Origin of the sequence: Humibacillus xanthopallidus, from assembly GCF_006717145.1 — a bacterium.
In the GTDB taxonomy this organism is placed as follows: Bacteria; Actinomycetota; Actinomycetes; order Actinomycetales; family Dermatophilaceae; genus Humibacillus; species Humibacillus xanthopallidus.
In genome coordinates this window covers 729,843-756,276 of record NZ_VFQF01000001.1, presented here as the reverse complement: position 1 = coordinate 756,276, position 26,434 = coordinate 729,843, and the positions used below count along the sequence as shown (strand labels likewise).

Annotated in this window: 19 protein-coding genes; 7 read left to right on the top strand and 12 right to left on the bottom strand. The window is 71.6% G+C overall.

Annotated elements, in window-relative coordinates; translation table 11 throughout:
- Nucleotides 1–29: 29 nt before the first annotated feature.
- The 3 genes from FHX52_RS03405 to FHX52_RS24240 all read right to left on the bottom strand — a co-directional run bounded on the left by FHX52_RS03405 (nucleotide 30) and on the right by FHX52_RS24240 (nucleotide 5,679).
- Nucleotides 30–3,968, bottom strand: a complete 3,939-nt coding sequence (locus FHX52_RS03405) for a DNA polymerase III subunit alpha (RefSeq protein ID WP_281287865.1) — start codon at nucleotides 3,966–3,968, stop codon at nucleotides 30–32.
- Between the two features lie 158 nt (nucleotides 3,969–4,126).
- Nucleotides 4,127–4,573 carry an SAV_6107 family HEPN domain-containing protein gene (locus FHX52_RS03400; protein ID WP_141819918.1) on the bottom strand — a complete coding sequence of 149 codons (447 nt, stop codon included), beginning with the start codon at nucleotides 4,571–4,573 and terminating at the stop codon, nucleotides 4,127–4,129.
- 110 nt (nucleotides 4,574–4,683) lie between these two features.
- On the bottom strand, nucleotides 4,684–5,679 hold the full coding sequence (locus FHX52_RS24240; RefSeq protein ID WP_246069592.1) for a DUF6504 family protein: 996 nt from the start codon (nucleotides 5,677–5,679) through the stop codon (nucleotides 4,684–4,686).
- 48 nt (nucleotides 5,680–5,727) lie between these two features.
- Between FHX52_RS24240 and FHX52_RS03390 the strand changes: the two genes are divergently transcribed.
- The gene (locus FHX52_RS03390) at nucleotides 5,728–6,498 is read left to right on the top strand and encodes a DUF4126 domain-containing protein (protein ID WP_141819916.1); all 771 of its coding nucleotides are present in this window, start codon (nucleotides 5,728–5,730) and stop codon (nucleotides 6,496–6,498) included.
- 178 nt (nucleotides 6,499–6,676) lie between these two features.
- Nucleotides 6,677–7,249 (top strand): hypothetical protein, encoded by a 573-nt coding sequence (locus tag FHX52_RS03385; protein WP_185747064.1) that lies wholly within the window; start codon nucleotides 6,677–6,679, stop codon nucleotides 7,247–7,249.
- A 102-nt stretch (nucleotides 7,250–7,351) separates the two neighbouring features.
- Here the strand turns inward: FHX52_RS03385 and metF are convergent, their stop codons facing one another.
- Nucleotides 7,352–8,260: a methylenetetrahydrofolate reductase [NAD(P)H] gene (gene metF, locus FHX52_RS03380; protein ID WP_141819914.1), complete on the bottom strand. Its 909-nt coding sequence runs from the start codon at nucleotides 8,258–8,260 to the stop codon at nucleotides 7,352–7,354.
- 92 nt (nucleotides 8,261–8,352) lie between these two features.
- On the opposite strand from metF, the gene FHX52_RS03375 reads away from it, so the two are divergent.
- Nucleotides 8,353–9,459, top strand: coding sequence for a polyprenyl synthetase family protein (locus FHX52_RS03375; protein WP_141819912.1), 1,107 nt, complete (start codon nucleotides 8,353–8,355; stop codon nucleotides 9,457–9,459).
- A gap of 146 nt (nucleotides 9,460–9,605) precedes the next feature.
- On the opposite strand, the gene FHX52_RS03370 is transcribed toward FHX52_RS03375, so the two are convergent.
- Entirely contained in the window at nucleotides 9,606–10,028 is a 423-nt protein-coding gene (locus FHX52_RS03370; protein WP_141822009.1) for an Rv2175c family DNA-binding protein, read from the bottom strand.
- Nucleotides 10,029–10,308: 280 nt separating this feature from the next.
- Between FHX52_RS03370 and FHX52_RS03365 the strand changes: the two genes are divergently transcribed.
- The 3 genes from FHX52_RS03365 to FHX52_RS03355 are packed head-to-tail and all read left to right on the top strand — an operon-like array spanning nucleotide 10,309 to nucleotide 14,327.
- Nucleotides 10,309–11,352 (top strand): LysM peptidoglycan-binding domain-containing protein, encoded by a 1,044-nt coding sequence (locus FHX52_RS03365; RefSeq protein WP_141819910.1) that lies wholly within the window; start codon nucleotides 10,309–10,311, stop codon nucleotides 11,350–11,352.
- A gap of 50 nt (nucleotides 11,353–11,402) precedes the next feature.
- Complete coding sequence (gene pknB / locus FHX52_RS03360; protein WP_185747063.1) at nucleotides 11,403–13,418, top strand: Stk1 family PASTA domain-containing Ser/Thr kinase; 2,016 nt, start codon at nucleotides 11,403–11,405, stop codon at nucleotides 13,416–13,418.
- Nucleotides 13,419–13,427: 9 nt separating this feature from the next.
- A complete protein-coding gene (locus FHX52_RS03355; RefSeq protein WP_141819908.1) occupies nucleotides 13,428–14,327 on the top strand; it encodes a DMT family transporter in 900 nt (299 codons plus the stop codon).
- Between the two features lie 18 nt (nucleotides 14,328–14,345).
- Here the strand turns inward: FHX52_RS03355 and FHX52_RS03350 are convergent, their stop codons facing one another.
- The 7 genes from FHX52_RS03350 to FHX52_RS03315 all read right to left on the bottom strand — a co-directional run bounded on the left by FHX52_RS03350 (nucleotide 14,346) and on the right by FHX52_RS03315 (nucleotide 25,647).
- Nucleotides 14,346–15,575, bottom strand: coding sequence for a serine hydrolase domain-containing protein (locus FHX52_RS03350; protein ID WP_185747062.1), 1,230 nt, complete (start codon nucleotides 15,573–15,575; stop codon nucleotides 14,346–14,348).
- Nucleotides 15,576–15,582: 7 nt separating this feature from the next.
- Nucleotides 15,583–19,638, bottom strand: coding sequence for a Pls/PosA family non-ribosomal peptide synthetase (locus FHX52_RS03340; protein WP_141819902.1), 4,056 nt, complete (start codon nucleotides 19,636–19,638; stop codon nucleotides 15,583–15,585).
- 3 nt (nucleotides 19,639–19,641) lie between these two features.
- Nucleotides 19,642–20,688, bottom strand: coding sequence for a KamA family radical SAM protein (locus FHX52_RS03335; RefSeq protein WP_141819900.1), 1,047 nt, complete (start codon nucleotides 20,686–20,688; stop codon nucleotides 19,642–19,644).
- Nucleotides 20,689–21,021: 333 nt separating this feature from the next.
- Nucleotides 21,022–22,404, bottom strand: a complete 1,383-nt coding sequence (locus tag FHX52_RS03330; RefSeq protein ID WP_246069590.1) for a class II 3-deoxy-7-phosphoheptulonate synthase — start codon at nucleotides 22,402–22,404, stop codon at nucleotides 21,022–21,024.
- Between the two features lie 281 nt (nucleotides 22,405–22,685).
- Entirely contained in the window at nucleotides 22,686–23,381 is a 696-nt protein-coding gene (locus FHX52_RS03325) for a response regulator (RefSeq protein WP_141819896.1), read from the bottom strand.
- A 183-nt stretch (nucleotides 23,382–23,564) separates the two neighbouring features.
- Complete coding sequence (gene macS, locus FHX52_RS03320; protein ID WP_141819894.1) at nucleotides 23,565–24,731, bottom strand: MacS family sensor histidine kinase; 1,167 nt, start codon at nucleotides 24,729–24,731, stop codon at nucleotides 23,565–23,567.
- A 1-nt stretch (nucleotide 24,732) separates the two neighbouring features.
- Complete coding sequence (locus FHX52_RS03315) at nucleotides 24,733–25,647, bottom strand: lysophospholipid acyltransferase family protein (RefSeq protein WP_141819892.1); 915 nt, start codon at nucleotides 25,645–25,647, stop codon at nucleotides 24,733–24,735.
- 106 nt (nucleotides 25,648–25,753) lie between these two features.
- Here FHX52_RS03315 and FHX52_RS03310 point away from each other — a divergent pair, with 106 nt between their 5' ends.
- Nucleotides 25,754–26,434, top strand: a complete 681-nt coding sequence (locus FHX52_RS03310) for a hypothetical protein (protein WP_141819890.1) — start codon at nucleotides 25,754–25,756, stop codon at nucleotides 26,432–26,434.

Here is a 26,434-nt window from a genome sequence, read left to right as displayed (position 1 = left end):
CTGTCGGTTCGTGCGGGTGCGTGTCCACCCTAGTGCCCCGAGCTTCCGGGACTCGCGTGCCACAGCTTGCGGGGCGGGCCTGCCTGACGAGCGGCGCCGAGGTCGGGCACGAGCGCCCCGGCTCCCCTCGAGCCCTTGACCTCTTCGCCCGCCGGCTTGATGTCCGCGTAGGGCGACTGCACGAAGCCGGAGGCGTGGATGAGCACCCGGCGCCCCTCGGGGCTCTCCCCCACGCCGAGCGGTGCCTCGCCTGCCTCGCCGAGCGCGGCGGCCCGCTCCCACGCCGCACGGTCGGCCTCGGCCAGCGCCTCCCGCACACCGGCTTCTCCCCCGGCGGTCCAGGCCTCCTGGAGGGCTGACATCTCCCACGCACCGGTCGCCCGGATGGAGACGCCGCGGGGGCCGGTGCGGCGCACCACCCCCCGGCAGAGCAGCAGCCACGAGTGGAAGACGGTCGCGGCATACGGCCCCTGGACGTCCTCGAAGAAGGTGAGGTCGACCGGGCCGGTCGCGTCGTCGAGGGTGAGGAAGACGACCCGGCGGCCGGAGCGGATCGGTGGGGTCTGGGTGGCGACCTTGACCCCGGCCACGAGCACCTCGCGACCACTGCGGCCGGTCAGCAGGTCGCGGGCCCGGGTCACCCCGAGCGCGTCGAGCATCGGGGCGTAGAAGTCGACGACGTGCCCGCTCGCGTCGAGGCCGAGCACCTCGAGCTCGGCCCGGACCCGTTCGGGGCCGGTCATCTCGGGCAGGCCGCTCGTCGCGGACAGGCGCGGAGCGTCGCCGAGGTCGAGGGCGAGCTGGGTGGGCACGGCAGCTGCGACGGGAGCCGGCCCCTGGGACTGGGCAGCGGCGAGGGCGCGGATGCCCCCGTCGGTCGAGACCGAGGTGACCCGGCCGCGGCGCCCGCTGCTCGCCGCGGAGACCCGACGACTCGAGCGTCGCTGGGAGCTCGACCAGCGGTCGAGCTCGGCGACATGGAGGAGCAGGTCGCGTCGGGTGACCCGGCCACGACGGCCGAGGCCGCTGCGTGACCTGCGCACGCCGCCGCCGACGGCGGTCTCGTCGAGCCGCGCCGGTCCGCCGAGATCGATGCCGTGGAGCGCGTCGAAGCCGCCGGCGAGGACGAGGCGCTCGGCGACCGGTCGCGACACCCGGGCTCGCTGCCAGAAGTCGGAGAGGCTCGAGTAGGGCTGGCCCGCGACGATCTGTGCGACCTCGGCGTCGCTGATGCCGTGGACGTCGGCGAGGGAGAGCCGGATCGCCTCCCCGCCGTCGTCGGTGCGCTCGAAGCGGTAGGTGCCGGTGGAGACGTTGACGTCGAGGCCGAGCACGGCGATGCCGAAGGAGCGGGCGTCGTCGAGGATGAGCCGCTTGGGATACATCCCGGGGTCATGGGTGAGCACCCCGGAGAGGAAGGCCGCGGGGTGGTGCGTCTTGAGCCAGGCCGACTGGTAGGTGGGCAGCGCGAAGGCAGCCGCGTGCGCCTTGCAGAAGCCGAACGAGGCGAAGGCCTTGAGGACCTCCCAGATCCGGTCGACGGCCTGCGGGTCGTAGCCGCGGGCCCGGGCGGCCGGACGCCACCACTGCTCGATTCGGCGCTGCCCGTCGGGGGTGCCGAGCGCCCGACGCACCTCGTCGGCCTGCGCGAGGGTCACGCCGGTCGTCTCGGCGACGATCATGAGCACCTGCTCGTGGAAGACGACGACGCCCTCGGTCTCCTCGAGAGCCGGGATGAGGCTGGGGTGCAGGTAGGAGGGGTCCTTCCACCCCTGCCGGGCGTTGAGGAAGGGCACGATCATGTCGCTCTTGACCGGGCCGGGACGGAAGAGCGAGATGTCGATGATGAGGTCCTCGAAGGCCTGCGGGCCGAACTTGCCGATGAGCTCGCGCTGCCCCGGGCTCTCGATCTGGAAGCACCCGAGGGTCCGGGTCGAGCGGATCAGCTCGAAGGTCGGCTCGTCGTCGAAGGGCACCTGGGCCTCGTCGTCGAGATCGATCTGCACGCCGTCGACCCGCTCGACCTCGAGGGTGGCGTGCGCCATGGCCGACTGCATGCGGATGCCGAGGACGTCGAGCTTGAGCAGACCCATCTCCTCGACGTCGTCCTTGTCGAACTGGCTCATCGGGAAGCCGAGCCAGCTCGCCTCGACCGGGGTGCGGTCGAGCAGGACGGAGTCGGACAGCACGACCCCGCACGGGTGCAGGGCGATGTGTCTGGGCAGCCCGTCGAGCCGCTCGACGATGTCGAACATCAGCTGCAGCCGTGGCACGTCGAGACCGCTGGCCCGCAGCTCGGGCAGCTCGGCGAGGGCATTGCGCACATTGCGTGCGGCGATGTGGGGGAACGCCTTGGCCATGGCGTCGATCTCGGGCGGGGGCAGGCCGAGGGCAGCGCCGGCGTCACGGATGGCGTGGCGCACCCGGTAGGTGTCCATCATCGAGACGCAGGTGACCCGGTCGCCGCCGAAGTGGTCGAGGATGCGTTCGTAGATCTCGGTGCGGCGGGCCGACTCGACGTCGATGTCGATGTCGGGCAGCTCGGCCCGCAGCGGGGAGCAGAAGCGCTCCATGAGCAGGCCGTGGCGCATCGGGTCGACCCCGGAGATGCCGAGCAGGAAGTTGACGATCGAGCCGGCCCCGGAGCCGCGAGCCGCGACCCGCACCCCCATCTCGCGGATGAGGTCGCACACCTGCGCGACGGTGAGGAAGTAGGTCGCATAGCCGAGCGTCTCGATGACGCCCAGCTCGTCCTCGAGACGCTCGCTGACGGCAGCCAGCTCGGCAGCCGAGTGCGCTGGGTAGCGCGAGCCGATGGACTCGCGGCAGCGCCGGGCGAGCACGTGGTGCGGGTTGGTGCCCTCACGGATGCCGAGCACCCCGGGCTCGGGCAGGTGCACCGAGCCGATGCCGAGGTCGGCCCGTGGGTCCTGGATGCACGTCGTCGCGAGCCCGGTGGTGCGGGCGAGCAGCTCACGGGCCTGCTCCCTCGCGAGGGCGCCGCCCCCGACGAGGCCGGGCCCGGAGACCTGCACGACATCGAGGGCGAGCGCGTGCATGAGCGGCGTCGGCGCGAGGTGACCGGCGGCGGTGACCCGGTCGAGGTGTCGCTCGTCGAGCGCCACGAGCCGGCGGGCGGCATCGAGCACGTCGACGACGGCGGCATCCTGGGGGTCGGTGTGGCGCACCGCGGCCGTGATGATGCTGGGCACCCCGACCTCGCGGGCCAGCGCGAGCATCCGACCGGCCTGGCCGAGGCTGCCGGGCAGGTGCTCGGGGCCGCCGTGGCAGACCAGCTCGACGACGACGCAGCCCTGCGGCATCCGGGACACCCAGCGCTCGAGGGCGGCGCGGGCCTGGGTGTGCTTCTTCGCGAGCACCGCCCGCCCCACGTCGGAGTCGGGGCCGAGCAGGACGACGAGGGCGCCGGGCTCGTGCTGCGGGCCGGCGTGGGTGGCGACGAGGGCGCCGGGCTCGTGCTGCGGGCCGGCGTGGGTGGCGACGAGGGCGCCGGGCTCGTGCTGCGGGCCGGCGTGGGTGGCGACGAGGTCGGCGGTGGTGACGGGGTTGCCGCGCTCACCACGCAGGTGCGTCGCGGTGACGAGCCGGCACAGCGCCGCCCACCCCTCACCCGGGGCGAGCCCGAGGGGACCGCCGCTGCCTCGGGCGAGCACCGTGACCCGCGGCAGTCGCGGGTCGACGAGAGCACCACCACGAACGGGGGTGCGAACCTGCCGGCCGGGACGGCCCCGCTCGCGCAGCGGCGGCTCGAGTGCGAGGTCGACCCCGAGGATCGGCGCGAGGCCGTGCTCCATGCAGGCCCGCACGAACTTCACCGCACCGTAGAGCCCGTCGCGGTCGGTGAGGGCCAGAGCCGGCTGGCCCCAAGCGGCGGCTCGCTCGACGAGCTGGTGCGGCTTGGCGGTGCCGTAGCGCATGGAGTAGCCGCTCGCGACGTGGAGGTGCACGAAGCTCTCCGCGCCGCGCAGGCCGGTTGACCGTGACCTTGACCGTGAGGTCGAGGTCGAGGGTTCGCTGGCGGGCGGAGGTGTGGTCGAGTTCGAGGCCGAGTCTGAGGGAGAGGTTGAGGGCGGGCTTGAGGTCGAGGTCGAGGAGGTCATGCTCGTCACGCGCCGGCTACCCGGCTCCTCACAGGGGTGATCGACTGCGGGAGCGCGATCGTCTGGGGCACCCCGAGCTGGTCCTGGACGATCTCGAGGAACATCTCGGCCTGCCGGAGCAGGTCGTCGGCCTGGCGCACCGAGATGTGGCCGCCCCGGTCCATGACTGAACGCTGACGGGAGCACGCGGCGAAGAAGGCCGCCCACTCCCCGAGCTCGGGGGCGACGACGGGCAGCACCTGCCAGACGCTGCGCGGTCGTGATCGCGGCGACGGAGTGGTGCGCGCTGCGACCAGCGCTGCCGCTGCTCGCAGCGCACCGAGATGCGCGTCGCGGAACCTCTCGGAGGCATCGGTCGAGCGGCACGCGGACTCGAGCGTCGCGTGGGAGCGCCCGAGCAGGTCGAGCACGGCGACCGAGATCGGCGGTCGACGCAGATGGGCTGCGGTCATGGTCGGCTCCTTGCTTGCTGGGATGGGTGAGAGCGAGGACGGGCAGGGGTCGGGCAGGGGTCGGGCAGGGGTCGGGCAGGGGTCGGGCAGGGTCAGGCAGAGTCAGGCAGTCAGTCGGCGACGCGGACGAGCGACCAGCCGCCATCGGAGCGCTCGCAGCCGCCGTGAGCACGAGGACGGGCATCCGGCCCGAACTCGTCATGGGCGAGGTCGTAGACCCCCGGTGCGAACGACCAGCCGGGACTGGCCTCGACGCGCCAGACCTGACGCTCCCTGGCAGCGGCGGCGAGCGTCTCTCCCGGTCGCACCCGGGAGTCGTCGGCGTCGAGCGCCTCACGCCACCAGGCGCGCCGCTCACGCCAGGTCGCGAGCACCTCACGCACGACGTAGAGCCGCCCACGCCAGATGAACGCCTCCGGCCGTTCGCCACCACCACCAGGGTCCCGACCGGAATCTCCACCGGCGTCTCCAGGGCCTGCCGGCTCCCTGCTCGTCGACGAGGAGCCGATGGGGAGACGATCTCTCGCCGACTGCCCTCCCACCGGGAGCGCCGGGCGTGCCGACGACGTTCGGACACCCTCACCACGAACCCGCACCTCGACGGGATCACTGAACCTACGCACCACGACACGTCTCCTTCGGACACGTCGAGGCCGGACATCACGACCCAGGACCACCCGCGCCCCACACGAGCAGTCCTGACACCAACCGACGACTGACACTTCACGACCGACCTGCTGGCCGGCCCCTGAACCATTCGAACACTTGTTCGATGTCTCGACTGTAACCCCTGCCGCCGACACCGTGTCAAGACGCCCTCCACCGCCGCGCCGACCCACCCATCCGACCCCTCGCCAACCCCCACCCGACGGCCTGTGCGGGGTGGAGACCCACCGACGTGAGTAGCCGTGCTCAGGTGCTCCCGATGCCGAGACGACAGGCTTGCTCGTGCGGGTTCGGTCCGTGAACGGAGGGGCGCAGGGGTTCCGTCCGCTCACGGATCGGGCCCGCTCGGCACGCCCGGCGGCATACCCTTCGACCCGACCGGCGCGAGCACCTTGCGACTCCCCCGCGGATGCGGGACTGTCAGACCTGTCCGACACCATGTCGTGCACCGTGGCAGGCAGGATCAGGCGCGAGAGCAAGGAGGGTCCGTGGGAGCGGAGCTCATCCCCATGGCGTTCAGCACCGGCTGGGGCAGCGGCATCAACGCCTACCTCGTCGTGCTCGTCCTCGGGCTCGCCGACCGCGTCTTCGGCGTCTCGCAGATCCCCGATGCCCTGGCCCGCACCGACGTGCTCATCGGCGCCGGCATCCTCTTCGCCATCGAGATGGTCGCCGACAAGATCCCCTACGTCGACTCCGTCTGGGACTCCGTGCACACCGTCGTGCGCCCGGCCGTGGGTGCGACGATCGGCTACCTCATCGGCCACGAGACGGCCAGTCTCGACGCGGCGATCGGTGCCGCCACCGGTGGCATCACCGCCCTCATCTCACACGGGATCAAGGCCGGCCTGCGTGCTGCGGTCAACACCTCCCCCGAGCCGGCGAGCAACATCGTCGTGAGCACGACGGAGGACGTCGCCGTGACCGGTGTGACGGCCCTGACGATCGCGCATCCGTGGCTCGCCGCCACGATCGCCTTCGTCCTGCTGCTGCTGGGCGGCTTCATCGTCTACAAGGTCGCCGGTCGCATCCGCCGCTACAAGCGGCGCTACGACGCCTGGGGTGAACGCATGGGCATCTCCACGCCCACCACCACCACCTCGACGACCACCTCATCCACCACGCCGACGACCCGCAGACCACCCGGACGGTCCGGCGACCCGGGGCTCGACCAAGGCTCCGATCCACCGCACCTCGCGAGCGGACGGCCACCCCGTGCCGACGAGGGTCGCGAGAGACCCTTCGACCAGGAGAGCTGAGCCCTCCGGGTCGCCTCCTTGGTCTGTCCGATCCGGCATCGACTGGCATCGACCGGCGTCGGGTTGTCCCCTGATCTCTCACAGCACATCGCCATGTCCCCGAGGGTGACGACACAGCACCCCCGCCGACGGTGGAGGCACTGGCACGAACCGCCAGTCCATCGAAGGAGACACAGGCATGAACAAGAAGACCATCGCTCTCGCCGGAGCGGGCATCGTGGCCGCATCGGCCCTCGCGCTCGGCGGAGCCGCGCTCGCCAGTGCCGACGAGACGGGGACCGGCGCAACCACCGCGAACGGCTACGGCCAGGGGTCCGAGAACGGCCAGCAGGGCATGCGCGGCGGGATGGGCAACGGCAACACCGACCCGAGCAAGCCCATGCGCTCAGACGAGAAGCTCCTCACGGGTGACACGGCCACCAAGGTGACGGCCGCGGCGAAGGCCAAGGAGCCAGGGGCCACCATCGAGCGGGTGGAGACCGACTCCGACGGCATCTACGAGGCGCACATGGTGCGCGCCGACGGCACCCACATCACCGTGCAGGTCGACGCGTCGTTCACCGTGACCGGGGTGCAGGAGGGCGGACCCGGCGCCGGGGGGCCGGGCGGCGGCAGGGGTGGCATGAGCGGCATGGGCGGCGACCATGACGGCGAAGGACCCGGCGCCCAGCTCGGGGAGTCGGGCCAGCCCAGCCAGCCCGGCACGGGCTCGACCACCGCACCATCGACCACTGCTCCCTCGACCACCTGACGGGCCGTCGCGGGTGCCGGCACCCGCCGGCACCCGCCGGCACCCGCCGGCACCCGCCGGCACCCGCCGGCACCCGCCGGCACCGTCACGGGCCCAGCAGCCTCAGAGGTTGCCGAAGACCTCGAGCGTCGCCGACGAGCGGTTCATCGTGATGAAGTGGATGCCGGGCGCGCCCTCGTCGAGAAGTCGTCGCGACGACTCGGAGGCGATCGCCATCCCCTCGGCCCGCACGGCAGCGGCGTCGTCACCGTGACGCTCGAGCCGGTTGGTGACGGAGGCCGGCATCGGCTGGCCCGCGAGCTCGGCCATGCGCACGACCTGACGGGCGTTGGTGATCGGCATGATCGCCGGCACCACCGGCAGCCGCGATCCTCGGCGCGCGAGCTCGTCGCGCAGCCGCAGGTAGTGGTCGACGTCGAAGACCATCTGCGTGATCGCGAACTCGGCGCCGGCCCGCTCCTTGCGGATGAGGGTCTCGGCGTCCTCACTGATGTCGTCCGACTCGGGGTGACCGTCGGGGAAGGCCGCGACGCCGACGGTGAAGTCCCCCAGGCCCTTGACGAGCCGCACGAGCTCGTCGGCGTGGTCGAGCCCCTGCGGGTGGGCCACCCACGGCTGGCCGAGGCCTCCCTGGGGGTCGCCGCGCAGGGCGAGGATGTTGCGCACGCCGCCTGCGGCATACGCCCCGACGACGGAGCGCAGCTCGCCCACCGAGTGACCGACGCACGTGAGGTGCGCCATCGGCGTCAGCGACGTCTCCTCGAGCACGCGCTGGGTGAGGCGCACGGTGCGGTCACGGGTGCCCCCGCCGGCGCCGTAGGTGATCGACACGAAGCTGGGCGCGACCTTCTCGAGCCGGCGGATGGCATCCCAGAGCTGGGCCTCCGAGGCGTCGTCCTTGGGCGGGAAGAACTCGAAGCTGAACGACGGCAGCGGTCCTCCGATGAGGTCGGGGATCGAGCGCGTGAAGCGCTCCGCTCGTGTCATCGAGGACGCCGTGCCGTGTGCCATGCAGCCCACGATAAGGCGGCGCCGTCCACGACGCGTGGGCTGCCCACGTCGTGGTGCGGGCTCCGCGTAGGCTACGACGACCACTCGACGCGATGGAGGACCTCGTGCAGACCCCCACCGACCTCGACGGCCTGCGCCGACGGGTCCAGCAGGCGATCGACGGGCAGATCGCCGGGGGCGCCACCTCGCTCACCGAGATCGGCCCCGAGATCGCCCCCCTCGTCGACGCCGTCGAACGGCTGCTCACGGGCGGCAAGGGGCTGCGCGCCGGCTTCCTCTACTGGGGCTACCGCGCCGCCGGCGGCGCCGACTCCGACGCGCTGGTGCGCCTCGCGGCGAGCATGGAGTTCTTCCAGGGCGCCGCCCTGCTCCACGACGACGTCATGGACCGCAGCGACACCCGACGCGGTATGCCGTCCGCCCACCGGGCCGTGGCAGCGCTGCACACGGCGCAGGGCTGGGACGGCGACGCCGACCGTTTCGGCGAGGGCGCGGCGATCCTCGCCGGCGACCTCTGCCTCACGTGGTGCGACGAGCTCTATGCGACGTGCGGGCTGCCTGCCGAGGAGCTCGCCCGGGGTCGGCACCTGTTCGACGCGATGCGCACCCAGCTCATGGGTGGGCAGTTCCTCGACCTGCTGGAGTCGGTGCGCGGGTGGGACGGTCTCGACCTCGAGGAGCGGATCGCCTCTGCCCGCAAGGTGATCCGCTTCAAGAGCGCGAAGTACACCATCGAGCACCCCCTGCGCATCGGCGCCCTCGTCGGCGGCGCCACCGACGACGACCTCGCTCCACTGTCTGACTACGGCCTCGCGCTCGGTGAGGCGTTCCAGCTGCGCGACGACCTCCTCGGCGTCTTCGGTGACCCCGAGGCGACGGGCAAGCCCGCGGGCGACGACCTCCGCGAGGGCAAGCGCACGGTCCTCATCGCCCTGGCCCTCGACGCGGCCGCACCCGGGGACCGGGCGCTCGTCGAGTCACTGCTCGGGCGTGACGACCTCGACGTCGCGGGCGTGGAGGCGATCCGTCGCGTCCTCGTCGGCACCGGCGCCGTCGAGCGGGTCGAGGAGCTCATCGCGACGCTCGCCGACGACGCCCGCAAGGCCGTGGGCCGGGCCGGCGAGAGCGGTCGCCTCGACGGGAGCGCGCTCGAGGTGCTCGAGGCGCTCGTCGACGTGTCGACCGCCCGCCACGCCTGACGGCCCGCGGGCACCACGCCGGCTGTCTGACGCCCGCTGTCTGACGCAAGCCGTCTGACACCCGCCGTCTGACGCAAGCCGTCTCACACCCGCTGTCTGACGCACGCCGTCTGAGAGCGGCGCTGGCGACGTGAACCGACGGCGTCCTAGAAGGCGAGCTCCTGGGCGCGGCGGCGGATCTCGGTCTTGTGGCCGGCGCGCAGCGCGTCGATGGGGGCGCCCTCTACGGGCAGCGTCGCGTCGGGAGTGAAGAGCCACGTGATGATCTCGTCATCGCTCATCCCACCGTCGGCCAGCACCGTGAAGGTGCCCTTGAGCTCGGGACGCGGGCCCGACTCGTCGACGAACTTCGCAGGCACCGCGATGACGCGGCGCTCGCCGATGCGGGTCGCCACGAGCTCCCGATCGGCGATGAGCCGCCGGGCCGCCGAGAGGGCGACACCCAGGCGCTCCGCGAGGTCGGGCACGGTGAGCCACTCCCCGACCAGGGCCTCGAGACCCGCCTGCTCCGACGCCGCCGGCTGGTCAGGCTGGTCGGGCTGACTGGTGGCGGCGCTCGCCTCGGACACGGCAGGTGCCGGGGACTGGGCGGGATCGGGCTGAGGGTGGTCGCTCACGAGTGAGGAGTCTGCCACTCCCCCCGCACACACCCCGAATTACATCGATGTATTTTTACTTTAGCGCTCAAATATACGTTAGTGTCACACGCGCCCCACAGTTGTCTTCCCGACTCACCGATCACAGCAGTAGCCCGCTCACCCGATCCTTCCGGGCGCCCCCTCCACCTCGCCAGAGCAGCCTCAGGACACGCGCAACAGCACCGGGCTTCGAAGGAAAGGACCCTCGACGATGCCCTTCGCCGTCGACGTCGCTGCACTCGTCACTCCCCCGCACGCCGTCGTGGCGGCCGCGGCGCAGACAACCTGGACCACGGTGACCGTGCGTGAGGGCGACACCCTCTGGGACCTCGCCATCACGCACCGCACGACGGTTGCCGCCATCGTGGCGAAGAACCGCCTGCCGCTCGGTGGCGCGGTCATCCACGTCGGCCAGAAGCTGCTCGTCCCCGGTGCGGGGTCTGCCAAGCCACCGGCAGCCAAGCCCGCGACCAAGCCCGTCACCAGGCCTGCGGCCAAGCCAACAGCCAGGCCCGCCGCTGGCGTCCAGAAGCTGACCCCGCTGCGCAAGACCGCCGCCGCGACGCGTAGCTACGTCGTGCGCTCCGGCGACACGATGTCGGGCATCGCGAAGCGCTACAAGGTCAGCCTCGCCACACTCCTCGCTGCCAACCACCTCAGCGCGTCGAGCTACATCTACGTGGGCCAGCGCATCGCCATCCCGACGCCGGGGGCGAGCGCGAAGCCGGCTCCCAAGCCCATCTCCAAGCCCGCCAAGCCCACCTCCAAGCCCGCCTCAACGCCGGCTCCCAAGCCCACCACGGGGGCGACGACGCGCGCCCAGGCCGTCGCAGCGAGCAAGGCCAGGCTCGCGGCCATGACGGTCCCCAGCCGCACCGAGACCGCCGACCTCATCCGCTCGATCGCCACGCGTCACGGGGTCGACCCCAAGCTGGCCCTCGCGATCGGCTGGCTGGAGTCGGGGTGGAACCAGCGTGCCGTCTCCCCGACGAACGCCGTCGGAGTCATGCAGATCATGCCGGTCACCGGCACCTGGGCCTCGCAGCTCGCAGGCCGCAAGCTCGACCTCTACGACGTGCGCGACAACATCACCGCCGGGGTGCTCGTGCTGCGGGCGCTGCAGACGATGGCCGACTCGAAGGACCAGGCCATCGCCGCCTACTACCAGGGCCTCTACTCGGTGCGCACGAGGGGCCTCTACACCGACACGAAGGCCTACGTCGCCACCGTGAAGGCGATCTACGCCCGGCTCTGACCCGGCCTCGCCTGCAGGGAATGCACGGCAGGGCACCGTAAACTCCTGCCGTGACGTCCAGCGTGGCGGACTCCCTCGTCGGTCGGGTCATCGACGGGAGATACCGCGTCCTCTCGCACCTCGCAGACGGAGGCATGGCCTCGGTCTACGTGGCGCTCGACGCACGCCTCGATCGCGACGTCGCCCTGAAGATCATGCGTCCCGGCCTCGCGACCGACGCCGTCTTCGTCGAGCGCTTCCGCAGCGAGGCCCGCTCGGCGGCGCGCCTCAGCCACCCGAACGTCGTGGCCGTCTTCGACCAGGGCGAGGACGCCGGCGACGTCTTCCTCGCGATGGAGCTCGTCGAGGGCAAGACGCTGCGCGACGTCATCCACGAGGAGGCGCCACTCACCGCCCGCGAGGCGATCGCGATCCTCGAGCCGATCCTCCTCGCCCTCCAGGCCGCGCACTCCGCCGGTCTCATCCACCGCGACGTCAAGCCCGAGAACGTCATCGTCCGCCGTGACGGCGAGGTCAAGGTGGCCGACTTCGGCCTCGCCCGCGCCATCACCAACCAGACGACGACCAGCCAGACCGGTGTCCTGCTCGGCACGGTCTCCTACCTCTCGCCCGAGCAGGTCGAGCGCGGCGTCGCCGACCAGCGCAGCGACCTCTACGCCGCGGGACTGCTCCTCTTCGAGATGCTGACCGGTCGCAAGGCCGTCAGCGGCGACACGCCGATCCAGATCGCCTACAAGCACGTCCACGGCTCCATCGACGCGCCGTCGGCCGTCGTGCCGACGGTGCCGGCTCGCCTCGACGACCTCGTCGCCCGCGCGACGGCGCTCGAGCCCGACGACCGTTTCGCGAGCGCGGGCGACTTCCTGCGCGCCCTGCAGCACGTGCGCCGCGACCTCTCCCCGGCCGAGCTCGACCGGCGTGGCACCGCCGTCGGCGCCACGGCGCTGTCCCCCGTCATCGCGACGACCGCGACGCTCCCCCCGGTTCACGACAACCGCTCCCCGTCGCCGTATGCCGCCCCCTCGGTCCGCGCCGAAGGTGACGGGGGCGACCCGGGCGCGCAGCGTAACGACGCGGACGGCATACCGCCTCGGGCGCGTCAGCGCTCGTCGCTCGCCGGGCTGCCGGTGCACGACGAGCCACAGCTGAGCCACACGGCCGCCCTGCCCCTCCAGCGTCGGCGCGCCCGGCGACGGTGGCCGTGGTGGGTCGCCGCCCTGCTCCTCGTCGGTGGCGGGGCCGCCGGCTGGTGGTTCACCGTCGGGCCAGGCGGCATGACGGTCGTGCCCGCGGTCGTGGGCCAGCAGCTCACCGCCGCCGACACGGCGCTGCGCCAGGCGTCGCTCTCCCTCGACGAGAACGAGGAGTTCTCCGAGACCGCGGCCAAGGGCATCGTGCTGCGCATCGAGCCCGACCCCGGCACCCAGCTGTCCAAGGACTCGATCGTGCGGGTCGTCGTCTCCAAGGGCCAGGAGCGTTACGACGTGCCGAGCCTCGTCGGCACCAAGGCCGACGACCTCGCCAAGGCGCTGTCGCCGCTCACCCTCACGGTGGGCGAGCGCACCAGCGCGTGGAACGAGAAGGTGCCTGAGGGCGAGGTCATCTCGCAGGACCCCAAGGCCGGCACGTCGGTCAAGCGCGGAGTGGCGGTCTCGGTCGTCGTGTCGAAGGGACCGCAGCCGATCAGTGTGCCCTCGGTCGTCGGCGCGGACGCGGGCGCCGCGTCAGCCGCGATCACCAAGGCCGGCCTCAAGGCGGTGCGCGCGGACGACGTCAACAGCGACACGGTGCCGACCGGGCAGGTCGTCTCGCAGGCCCCCGCCAAGGGCTCGCTCTTCCGCGGTGACAGCGTGACGATCACCGTGTCGAAGGGGCCGGTCATGGTGCAGGTGCCCGGCGTCGTCGGGCGGCCCACGGCGGAGGCCGAGAAGGCCCTGACCGACCTCGGCTTCAAGGTCCAGAAGGACTATCCCTTCGGCAAGCTCTTCGACCTCGTGCGCGTGCAGAGCATCGACGGCGGCCAGCAGGCGCCGAAGGGCTCGACGATCATCCTCACGATCGTCTGAGACCGCGCCGTGCAGCACGCGGCGCAGTCGCGCCTCGCCACGCTCCTGCTCATCGCCCTGACGGCGGTGTGGGGCTCGACCTTCTTCCTCATCCACGACCTCGTCGAGACGCTGCCGCCGGTCGACTTCCTCGCGGTGCGCTTCACGATCGCCGCCGTCGTCATGCTCGTGGCGTTCTGGCGGCCGGTGCGGGTGCTCGACCGCCGCCAGGTGGCGATCGGGGTCGGGCTCGGCATGCTCTACGGCCTCGCCCAGATCGCGCAGACCCAGGGCCTCGCGACGACGCCGGCCTCGGTGTCGGGCTTCATCACCGGCACCTACGTCGTGCTGACGCCGGTCTTCACCGCGCTCCTGCTGCGTGAGAAGGTCGCCGGCTCCACCTGGGCCGCTGTGGCGATCGCCACCGTCGGGCTGGCGCTGCTGTCGCTGAACGGCCTCTCGGTCGGTGTCGGCGAGGCGATCACGCTGCTGGCCGCCGTGCTCTATGCCCTGCACATCGTCGGTCTCGGCCGCTTCAGCGCGAGCGAGATCGCAGTGGGTCTCTCGGTCGTGCAGATGGTCGTCATCGCGGTGCTCTGCCTCATCGGGGCGGCGCCCGGAGGCATCGTCCTGCCGAGCGGTGCCGGGCAGTGGGCCTCGGTGCTCTACATGGTCGCCTTCGCGAGCATCCTCGCGCTCTGGGCGCAGACGTGGGCGCAGGCCCACCTGCCGGCCACCCGGGCGGCGATCATCATGACGGTCGAGCCGGTCTTCGCCGCGTTCTTCGCCGTCACCCTCGGTGACGAGTCGCTGACCGGGCGGATGCTGGTCGGCGGCGCCCTCGTGCTCACCGCGATGTATGCCGTCGAGATCCTCGCGCGGCGACGCCCGGGCGAGCTGCCTGCCGAGGCGCTCCACCACGAGGTCTGACCCGGCGTCGACCCGCCCCTAGGTGTTCGGACCGGTCAGGGCCGGCAGGAGCGTGTCACGGATGAACGGGCCGAGATCGAGCTCACGGTTCTTGTGACCGTCGGTGGTGTTCTCCGTCGCGACGACGACGACGTCGAGGTCCGGGATCACGAAGATGAACTGGCCGCCCCAGCCCCAGGCGAAGGACACCGCGTGGCCGGAAATGGTTCTGCACCAGACCAGCTCGCCGTAGGAGTAGGTCGAGTCGACCACGAAACGGGGTTGCCGCATATCGGCGACGAACGAGGAGGGTACGAGCTGCTGGCCGCGCCACGCTCCGTCGTGCAGCAGCACCAGCCCGATCTTCGCCATCTCCCGAGCGGTCAGGTAGACGTTGTAGCCACCGGAGCTGATGCCGCCGGGGTCGCGCCCCCAGTGCTCGGCGGCCACGTGCATCGGACCGAGCAGGTGCCGGTGCACGAACTCGCACGTGCTCATTCCAGACACACGCTGCAGGATCGCGGAGAGGACATGGGTGTTGCCGGTGCTGTAGGTGAAGGTCGTGCCCGGTGGGGCCACGAGGGGCAGGTCGAGGATCGCCCCGACCCAGTCGGACGACCTCGCCAGCCGGTCCTCCGTCTCGTCCTCGGTCCACGCCAGGCCCGACGACATCGTCAGGAGGTGGCGCACGGTGATGGACCTCTTGTCGGCCGGGGCAGAGGCGAAGTACTCCGGGAGCAGGTCGGAGACCAACGTGTCGAGACCGGGGATGAGACCGTCGCGCACCGCGACCCCCACGGCCATGCCGAGCAGGGTCTTGGACGCGGAGTGGATGTTGCTGCTCGTCCTCCGGTCGGCGCCCCCGAGGTAGCGCTCGTAGACCAGCGCGTCGCCCCGCACGACGAGGACGCTGGTGAGCGAGCGGTTCGCCAGCGCCGTCACCCCTGCGTCGAGCGTGTCCACATCGACGGCGTGGGCGGCTCCGGCGGCTCCGGCGGCCGGGGTGGTCCAGTCGGCGGAGTCGTCGACGGGGTCGACGTAGGTGGGGTTGGACTCGTACCACCCCTCGCCGTCCCGCTGCCAGGTGTTCGCGCAGTGGTCCGCCCATCCGGAGCCACCCGACGAGGTCACGTCCGGGCGATCCGAGGCAGCCGGCATACCGCTCGGCACGGAGCACCCCGCGCACACGATCGTGGCGAGTATGAGGGCGAGCCCGACCCGCCGGGCGCGGCGCGGGCGCCGCCGGGACACCGTGGGGCGGGACACCATCGCGACCTCACCGCCTTCCTCCTCGCCTCGTCGACTCAGCCTGTGACGACGGGGCGCGACTGCCGATGGGAATGCCGGCCCACCTCGTCGACGGCGGCAGGACCTCGCCCTTCATCACGAGCGAGAGGGGGGCCACCGTGGAGCCGTGCTGCATCCGGGTGTCGTAGAGGACGACCGCGTGGTCGCCGATCGTGCAGTCGTCGTCGACCCTCACGAACGACGACTTCATGATCCGGTCCTCGAAGAGGTGCGTCTGCAGGACGGCCCCGAGGTTGACCGCGGCGTGCGGACCGATCTCGATGAGGTCGAACTCCGAGAAGAGGATCGACGCAAGGAACACGCGGCGCCCGATCGAGCAGCCGAGCAGCCGGAGCGCCGGACCGATGAACGGCGTGCCGAGCAGGGGGGCGAGCGCGCCGACGGCGACGGACTCGTAGGAGCCGTTGACGGCCTCGTTCCTCCAGACGTAGGACGACCAGAGCGGCTTGACCACCGGACGGAACCGCCCCATGAAGGCGAGCTTCATGAGGACGACGAGCAGGTACTCGAGCATGGCGACGCCGATCGACAGCACCGGGAAGAGCACGAGCAGGGCGACGAACCCCAGCCACAGGTAGGTGAACCACGCGGCCGCGACGAAGGCGAGCAGGCCCGTCGTCGTGATGACGCCCGGGGCCACGATCCTGATCCCGTCGACGAACAGCCGCTTGGCATAGGTCGTTCGCGACGGCCGGAAGAGCTCGTCGTCGCGGAAGCCGCCCACCTTCTGGCGCGCCGGCAGGCGGAAGGCCGGGGACCCCAGCCAGTCCATGCCGTCACGTTCGACGGCCCCCGCGGCCGGCGTCGAGAGGACACCGAGGAGCGAGTTGTCGCCGATGTTCTCACCGACCGGCATGAGGGCGTTGTTCCCCACGAACGTCCGGCGACCGATGCGGTTGCCGCCGATCTCGAAGCTGCCGTTGAACATCCGCCTGCGCCCGATGACGACACCGTCGGCGAGGAAGCTCTCCTGCCCGATGTCGAGCCCTTCGGGGCTGACCTGCGAGACGGTCGACAGCTCGGCCCGCGGTCCGATCCGCGCCCCGAGCATCCGGAGCCAGGGTGGGAGGTAGAGGGTCGTGTAGAGCGGCAGGAGCGTGGTGCGGCTCGCCCCCATGAGGAAGTCGGCCGACCACTTGCGCAAGTACGTCACGCTGTTGACCGGGTAGACGCCGGGACGGGGGTGTCGCCACAGGACGGCTCGGATGGCGGCCGAGACGAGGCAGTAGCCGAGGTCCGTCAGCGGCCCGGCCGTGAAGAGCACGACGATGATGCCGACGACACTCGTGCGGAGGATCGCCGCCACCAGCAGGATGGTGACGGGCAGCGAGGCGAAGGCCACGACCAGCCCGAGCGCCTCCATCGCGAAGAGGTGCCCGATCGCGACCGAGACCGACCAGCCCTGCCTGGTGGGTGTCTTCGGCAGGTTGATCCTCGTGGGGACCGCCGGTGAACCCTGACGCGACTCACCGGCCGGGATCGCCTCGCCGTCCGCGAGGAGCGAGAGGTCGCCGAGCCGCGCACCGGGGCCCATGCTCGTGTCGAGGCCGAGCGTGGAGTGGATGCCGACGTAGCAACCCTCCCCCACGCTGACCCGTCCGAGCTGGAGCATCCCGTCCTCGACGCGGTAGCCGAGGATGTGGGTGTCGGCGCCGATCGCCGCGCCCTTGCCGACCTCCACGAGGTCGAAGGCGCAGCAGTAGGGCGTGTCGATGATCGCGCCGGAGCCGACCTTGGCCCCCATCATCCGCATGTAGAGGTTCATCATCGGCGTCCCGGCCATCCAGCCCGGGTCGGCTGCGGCCGTGAGGCGCTCGACGAGCCACCACCGCAGGTAGTAGAAGCCCCAGACGGGGTGTCGCCCGGGACGGTAGCGCCCGATGAGGATCCACTTGGTCGCCACGCTGATGAGAAGGGTGAGGGGGTGCGAGAGGAGGATCAGCACGGCCAGCACCAGGAGACCGGCGAGGAGCGAGAGAGAGCCCGCGAGGTAGGCCACCACCACGCCCACGGTCGCCATGAGCTGCCACGACGTCACGACGTAGAGCAGGTACATCGACAGGGCCTGCAGGAGCGGGACGAGCGCGCGCGTCCACCACGAGAGCCCCGTGAAGACCCCGCGGCTCGACGATGCCCGGAGGTCCGCGCGCGCGCCCGCCGTGCCCTTCGCCGTGCCCTCCCCAGTGACCTCCGCCGGGGCCGTGTGGGCCGCGAGCTCCTCGATGGTCGGCCAGCGGTAGATGTCGCGCACGGCCACCTCGAGGCCCAGCTCGCGCCGGAGGGCACTCACCGTCTGGGCTGCGAGGAGCGAGTGCCCGCCGAGCTCGGTGAAGAAGTTGTCGGTCACGGAGACTGGTGACACGTTGAGGGTCGCCTCCCACACGGCCAGGAGCCGTCGCTCCGCGTCGGTCCGGGGCGCGACGATCTCACGGTCGCCCCGGACGAGCGGTTCGGCGGGTGGCGGCAGGGACCGCCGGTCGATCTTCCCGCTCGTCAGCCTCGGGAACTCCCGGAGCTCGTCGAGGTAGGCGGGGACCATGTAGTCGGGCAGTCGGGCACGCAGCTGCTGCAGGACCGCGTCGCGATCCAGCGGTCCGGCCGCGCGGTCGACAGTGACGTATGCCGCCAGCTGTGGGCCACCGCGGTCGGTGACGGTCACCGCCGCCGACACGACGGCGGCGACGTCCCGCAGCACCGACTCGATCTCGGCCAGCTCGACGCGAAAGCCTCGGACCTTGACCTGACCATCCAGGCGCCCGAGGTACTCGATGGTGCCGTCCTCGTTGAGGCGAGCCCGGTCTCCGGACTTGAAGAGCCGGGGAGCCCAGTCGCACGTCTCCGCGAACGGGTTGGGGATGAAGTGGCCCGCCGTCTGCTCGGACAGGTTGAGGTATCCCCGTGCAAGACCGGGGCCACCGATGTAGAGCTCGCCCGTGGCGCCTTCGGGGAGGGGGTGGAGGCTGCCGTCGAGGATGTAGGTGAGGTAGCCCGCGAGGGGGCGCCCGATGGTGATCGGACACCCGTGGACGCACTCGGCCGCGGTGGCGTTCACCGTCGTCTCGGTCGGGCCGTAGACGTTGAGCAGCCGCCGACCCGGGTGTGCCCACCGCTCGACGACCTCGGGCGTGCACACCTCGCCGCTGACGATGAGGAGGCGCACGGTCGGCAGGTCGACATCGATCGTCGACAGCATCGTGGGCACCGTCGAGAAGACGGTCACGTGGCTCTCGTTGAGCAGGCGCCCGACCTCGCTGCCGATCCGCACGACGTCCGCCGGCGGGATGACGAGGCTCGCCCCGTGGGCCAGAGCCATCCAGATCTCCTCGACGGAGCCGTCGAAGGTGGGTGAGAAGCCCTGATAGACCCGGTCGTCCTCCCTCACGTCACACACGTCGTTGAAGGCGGAGACGAAGTGCACGACGGCGCGGTGCTCCGTCATCACGCCCTTGGGGCGTCCCGTCGTCCCCGACGTGTAGATGACGTACGCGAGACGGTCGTCCGACGTCCCTGACTCGGCCCCGGTGAGGCGCGTGACGGGTTGCTCGGCGACCTCGGACCAGTCCCGGTCGAGGACGACGACCCTGCCGGCCTGGGCCAGCTCGCCCTGCTCCACCAGCGCTTCCTGCGACAGGACCGCGGCGACATGGGCGTTCTCGAGGATGTAGCCGATCCGTTCCGGGGGATAGATCGGGTCGAGGGGGACGTAGCCTGCGCCCGCCTTGAAGACCGCCAGCATCGCCACGATCGTCGTGCTCGACCGCTCGAGGTAGATCCCGACGAGGTCGCCCGACTCCACGCCCAGCCGACGCAGGTGACGAGCCAGCTGGTTGGCCCTTTCGTCGAGCTCGCGGTAGGTGAGGGTCTCGCCCGCGTGGATGACCGCGGGCCTGCTCGGCACACGGTCCACCTGGGTCTCGAAGAGGTGGTGCAGGCACATCCCGGTGGCCGATCCTGAGTCGCGACCTTGGAGCGGGAACTCGCGCTCATCCCCCAGCCGGGGGCTGCCCGTCGTGAGGGCGCTCACGGCCTAGTCCCCGCTCGGGTAGGTGTAGTGGTTCCCGGCGTAGTTGACGAGGGTCAGCACGCCGTCCTCGATCGAGACGACGGCATCGGGAGCGAGCGCGATCTTCCCCCCTCCCCCCGGGGCGTCGATGACATAGTGCGGCACGGCGAGGCCGCTCGTGTGACCGCGCAGGGCCCGGATGATGTCGAGGCCTGTCTGCACTGAGGTCCGGAAGTGGTCGGTGCCCCTCACGAGGTCGGCCTGGTAGATGTAGTAAGGCCGGACCCTGATCGTGAGCAGCTTCTGCACGAGCTCCGTCATCACCTCGGGCGTGTCGTTGACACCCTTGAGCAGGACCGACTGGTTGCCCAGGGGTATGCCGGCGTCCGCGAGCAGCCCGCACGCGCGCGCAGACTCCGGCGTGATCTCGCGCGGGTGGTTGAAGTGGGTGTTGACGTAGAGGGGGTGGAAGCGTCGCAGCATGTCGCAGAGCTCCGGGGTCACGCGCTCGGGCAGCGTGACCGGCACGCGGGTGCCGATGCGGATGATCTCGACGTGCGGGATCGCTCGGAGGTCCGAGAGGATGCCTTCCAGCCTGCTGTCGCTGAGCATCAGGGGATCCCCTCCCGAGACGATGACGTCGCGCACCTCCGGGTGCGCCCGGATGTAGTCGATCGCGGTCTGGATCACCTCGGGCGGCACGGGGTCGGGGTCGGCGATCTTCCAGCGCCTCGTGCAGAAGCGGCAGTAGCTGGCGCACGTGTCGGTCACCCGCAGCAGCACCCGGTCCGGGTAGCGGTGCGTCAGGTACGGGACGGGGCTGTCGGCCTCCTCCGCGAGCGGGTCCGCGAACCCCTCGTCGGACAGCTCGCGGATGTCAGGCATCGCCTGCAGCCAGATCGGGTCACCCGGCTCCTCGATGAGATCCAGGTAGTGCCGGCTGATCCGCAGGGGAAAGACGTCGTGGACGCGCTCCACCTCGGCCAGGTCGACCCCGGGGAGTCCCGCCAGCTGCGCGGGCTGGGTCACGACCCGCGGCTTGCTCTGCTTCCCTTCTGTTCGCACGCTCATCGTGCATCTCCTCCCGGTCGTCACCAGCCCCCGACGTCGTTGGGGCCTGAGGACATCGGACGTGCAGGAGCGCAAGCGCGGGTGCGTCCACGGCCTCGGGCCTCGACGGGTGCATCGCCGGAGCCGCAGCTGGCGGCCGGGCGTCCGGGGAGGGCACGGTGCGGCGAGGGTCGCTCCCGGGCAGCCGTCTCGATGACCACCCGCGCTCGCTCCTCGCCGCATACGACGGCAGAGCACGGGGGCGCCGAGCACGACACACTCCCCATACCTCGAACCTAGCTGAGGCCTTCAAGGCCGGCTGGCCGGTGTGAGCAGGTCGTCACCTGGCGGCGGTCAGGCCTGGGCGAGCATCTCTGCGACGAGGAACGCGAGCTCGAGCGACTGCTGGTGGTTGAGGCGCGGGTCGCACACCGACTCGTAGCGCTTCTCGAGGTCGGAGTCGATGATCTTCTCCGCGCCGCCGAGGCACTCAGTGACGTCGTTACCCGTCAGCTCGACGTGGATGCCGCCCGGGATCGTGCCGAGCGAGCGGTGCACCTCGAAGAAGCCGTGCACCTCCTCGACGATGTCCTCGAAGTCGCGCGTCTTGTATCCGGTCGAGCTCTCGAAGGTGTTGCCGTGCATCGGGTCGCAGATCCACGTCACGGTGGCGCCCGAGGCGGTCACCTTGTCGACGAGCGCCGGCAGGGCGTCGCGGATCGTGCCGGCGCCCATCCGGGTGATGAAGGTGAGGCGCCCCGGTGTGCGCTGCGGGTCGACCTTGTCGATGAGGCGCAGCACCTCGTCGATGTCGGCCTTGGGGCCGAGCTTGACGCCGATGGGGTTGCTGATGCGCGAGACGAAGTCGATGTGGGCCCCGTCGAGCTGGCGCGTGCGCTCGCCGACCCACACGAAGTGCGTCGAGGTGTCATAGAGCCGCCCGGAGCGCGAGTCGATGCGCGTCAGCGGGCGCTCGTAGTCGAGCAGCAGCGCCTCGTGGGCGGCGTAGAACTCGACCGTGCGCATCGCGTCGAAGTCGGCGCCACAGGCCGCCATGAAGCGCATCGCCTTGTCGATGTCCTTGGCGATCTTCTCGTAGCGCTGGTTGGCGGAGTTGGCGACGAAGCCGCGGTTCCAGTCGTGCACGTGCCGCAGGTCGGCGAATCCGCCTGTGGTGAAAGCGCGCACGAGGTTCAGCGTCGCTGAGCTCGCGTGGTACGCGCGGACGAGCCGCTGCGGGTCGGGGATGCGAGCCGTCTCGTGGAAGGCGAAGTCGTTGACCATGTCGCCGCGGAAGGCCGGCAGCGTCACGCCCTCACGCGTCTCGACGTTCGAGCTGCGCGGCTTGGCGTACTGCCCCGCCATGCGGCCGATCTTGATGACCGGCACCGAGGCGCCGTAGGTGAGCACGGCCGCCATCTGCAGGATCGTCTTGATGCGGTCGCGGATGTTGTCGGCGGTCGCCGACGCGAACGTCTCGGCGCAGTCGCCGCCCTGCAGCACGAACGCCTCGCCCACCGCGGCCTTGGCCATGCGGTCGGTGAGGATGTCGCACTCGCCGGCGAAGACGAGGGGCGGATAGGTCGAGAGCGTCTCGATCACCTCGGCCAAGGCGGCCGTGTCGGGCCAGCTCGGCTGCTGCGTCGCCTCGAGCTCGTTGGCGGCGGCGGTGAGGGCGGCCAGGGCCTCGGACCCGTCGACGGGCTCCAGGCCGACATCGGCGGTGACGGCGCTCATGTTCACCCCGACAGCGTAGTCGCCGTGTCGGGCCGTCCCGGCCCGGGTCCGCATCCCGAAACCACGAGTCGCCCGTGGACACCCGTTCGCCGACCCGCGCCGGTATGCCGCCCGGCAGGCTCCCGACGAACGGTGGCCACTCGACCAGGCGGGGCGGCATACCGTGGCCTCTCGACGGGGTGGGGGCGGCGAACGGTGGCCACTCAACCGGGCGGGGGCGGCATACCGTGGCCTCTCGACGGGCCGGGGGCGGCACATGGTGGCCACTCGACCGGGCGCGGTCAGGTCGTGGGGTCACCGAGGTCGAGGCCACGCTCCATCGCGAAGCGGGCGAGCTCGACCCGGTTGTGCATCTGGAGCTTGCCGAAGATGTTCTGCACGTGGTTCTGCACCGTGCGGTGCGAGAGGAACAGCGTCGCGGCGATCTCCTTGTAGCCCATCCCGGTGGCGACGTAGCGCAGGATCTCGGTCTCGCGCTCGGTGAGCTCGGGGATCTCGCGACCGCCCTGCTCCGGCCCGGCCGTCCGCGCGCGACGGAACTCGCCGAGCACGAGACCGGCGAGACCCGGGGTGAAGACCGGGTCTCCGGCGGCCGTGGCGCGCACCGCGGCGATGAACTCCTCGCGCCCCGCCGACTTCACGAGGTAGCCGAGGGCACCCGCCTTGACGGCGTCGAGCACGTCCTTGTGGTCGCCGCTCGCCGAGAGGATGAGGATGCGCGTCGGCACCCCCGCCGCCGAGAGCGCGGCACACACCTCGGGTCCGTCGAGGCCGGGCAGGTTGAGGTCGAGCACGAGCACGTCGGGCACGAGCGCACGGGTGCGCGCCACGGCGGCGCGCCCGTCATCCGCGGTGGCGACGACCTCGAAGCCGGAGTCGGCGAGGTCGCGGGCCACGGCGTCGCGCCACATCGGGTGGTCGTCGGCGACGACGACGGTGATGTGGTCGGCAGACGACTCCGGCCCCTGCTCAGTCATGGCACCCACCGATCCCCCAGTCTCCCCAGTCTCCCTGTGACGCCCCCGAGGGCCACCCACGGGCCCCGCTCCCCTGCTGCGGCCACGAGGAACGCGGCGCTGCCCGTCCATCGTGCCCGAAACGTCCCGCCCACCGGAGCGGATTCCGCTGCATGGATGCAGCGCAGGACGTGCCGGGGTGCCTCAGCGGGCCGGCGTGTGCGGCACGCGCAGCTCGACGGTCGTGCCCCCGGTCGCGCCGGAGGTGACGCTCGCGGTGCCCCCGAGGTCGGCGAGGCGCCCCCGGATGCTCGACGACACCCCCAGGCGCCCCTGCCCGACCGCCTCGTCGAGCCGCCCGGCGTCGACACCGACTCCGGAGTCGCGGATCGTCACCTGCACGCCCGCCCCGTCGTCGTCGAGGAGCACCCACGCCCGGGCCCCCTCGCCGGCGTGCTTGCGCACGTTGTCGACGGCCGCCTCGACCGCCGCGACGACCTCGTCGGCGACCCGGCGCGGCAGCAGCACGGGCTCTCCCGGGGCGACGAGGGCGATGTCGTCGGTCTCGACGTGGGCGAGCAACCCCCTGAGGTCGGCCTCCCCCGACACGGCCCGGTCGACCTCGGCAAGGTCGGCCTGGCTGACGAGGGTGCGCAGGATGCGCTCCTGCTCCCCTGCCATCGCACCGAGGGCCGCCGTCTCGCCGCCGATGTCGATCGCGCGCCGGTTGATGAAGGCGAGGGTCTGCAGCACCCCGTCGTGCACCGTGCGCGCGAGCCGGTCGCGCTCGGCTCGGGCCGCCTCGACCCGCATCGCCTGCGCGAGCGCCGCGTGGCTCGCGCGCGTGAGGTCGACGCAGTAGCCGATGCAGCCGCCGAGCAGCAGGCCGAGGATCGAGTTGGTCACCGTGTTGGCCGTCGGCTCGATGACCTCGACGAAGGAGCACGCCGCGACGATCGCCGCGGCCACCACGCCACCGCGCCAGCCGCGCAGTACCGCCCAGCCGACGATGGCGGCCGACGGCCAGATGGACGGGATCGTCTTGGCCCCGGCCGTGATGACCTCGGGGCTGTCGACGAGGCGCGTGCCGAGGATGGCGGCGCACGCGATGGCGAGCTCGACCGTGTAGGCGCGGGCCGTGCGCATCGGCCGCACGGTCTGCACGACGGTCCACCCGGTGAGCACGCCGAGGATGACGACCGCAGCGGTCGGGTTGACCATCTCGTCGCGCCGCTCCCAGGCCGACCACACGGCATACGCCAGCGCGAGACAGCGGAAGACGTCGACGGCGCGCCAGAGACCCCGGACGACGACGTGCTCGTCGAGCGGCACGGCTGTGCGCGCGGAGGTCAGGGGCTCGCGCCCGCCCATCTCAGGAGGCAGCGACGACGGGCCCGGGGCCCTCGTCCTCGTCGGGTGCGGCCTGGGCGCCGGCGGCTGGGGCACCGGCGGCCTCGTTGCCCGCGTCGCTCGCAGGGTCGACGCGGTCGACGGCCCGCTCGAGCTGGGTCGCGCGGCCCTCGGCGGCGTCGAGAGCCGCCTCGAGCTCCGGAGCGGCGGTGCCCGGCTTCGCGGCCTCCTGAAGCTCCTTGGCCTTGGCCCGGGCCGCGGCGAGCAGGCGGTCCTTCATCGAGGTGGCGTACATGTCGACGTACTCCTGGCCCGACAGCAGCATCAGCTCGTACATGATCTCGTCGGTGATCGAGCGCAGGACGAAGCGGTCGTCCTCCATGCCCTCGTAGCGCGAGAAGTCGAGCGGCTTGCCGACCCGCACCCCCACGCGCATGATGCGCGGGATGACCTTGCCGGTGGGCTGGGCCTTGTCGGTGCCGATCATCGCCACGGGGATCACGGTGACGCGACCCTCGAGCGCCATCCGGGCCACACCGGTTCGGCCGCGATAGAGGCGCCCGTCGGGCGAGCGCGTGCCCTCGGGATAGATGCCGAGCAGGTCACCGCGACGCAGCACCTTGAGGCCGGAGTTGAGTGCGGCGCTGCTGGCCTTGCCGCCCGAGCGGTCGACGGGCACCTGCCCGATGGCCTTGAAGAAGGCTGCCGTCAGGCGGCCCTTGACCCCGCGCCCGGTGAAGTAGTCGCTCTTCGCGAGGAAGGTGACCCGGCGCGGCACGACGAGCGGCAGGAACACCGAGTCGGAGAAGGACAGGTGGTTGGAGGCGAAGATCGCCGCCCCCTCCTCGGGGATGTTCTCCTCGCCCTCGACCCAGGGCCGGAAGAGCAGCCTGATGATGGGACCGATGACGATCGTCTTCAGAAACCAGTAGAACAACCGTTGTCCACCTTCCACGTGACGGCTCGAACTCTACGACACTCGCGCGCGGTCAGGGCCGCATGCGAGGATCAGGAGGTCCCGCCGCACCGCCAGGAGGATTCACGTGAACGACCGCGACCTCGATGCGGAGTTCCAGCGGATCGTCGCGGGCTGGGACGACGAGGCGCCCGACCCGCTGGCCGACCGAGAGCACACTGCCGGCCGTATGCCGTCCGGTGACGACCCTGCCCCGGCGGGCGACGCCCTGACGTCCGACGAGGGCACGAGCGGCTCCGCCGCCAAGACCACCGGGGTCAACCCCGCTCCCCTCGGCCCGGCGGCTCCGACGGCCCCCGCGGCCCCGGCAGCCCCCGCAGCTCCGAGCGACCCGACAGGGGCGGCAGGACCGGCGGCGACCGACGTCGCCCACGGCGGGGACCTCGGGCTGCCGATCGCGTCGACGACCTCGCACGTGTGGCGCTCCGGGGCACCGAGCGACCCGGTCGACGACGTCGATGCCCTGCTCGACGCGGCGAGCGCTGCTTGGGGCGGTGAGCCGGACGACCACTTCGTGCCGCCGTCCGAGATCGAGCTGCCCTCGGCCGAGACCGACCCGATGTTCTGGGCGATCGTCGGCGGCCTCGTCGGCGGGCCTCTCCTGCTCTTCTACCTGCTCTTCTTCGACCGCGACGGCAGCGGGTGGTGGGTCGTCACGGCGATCGCCATGGTCGTCATCGGCTTCGTGCTGCTCGTGCTGCGCGGCGGCAACGAGCGTGACCCGTTCGACGACGGCACGAGGGTCTGA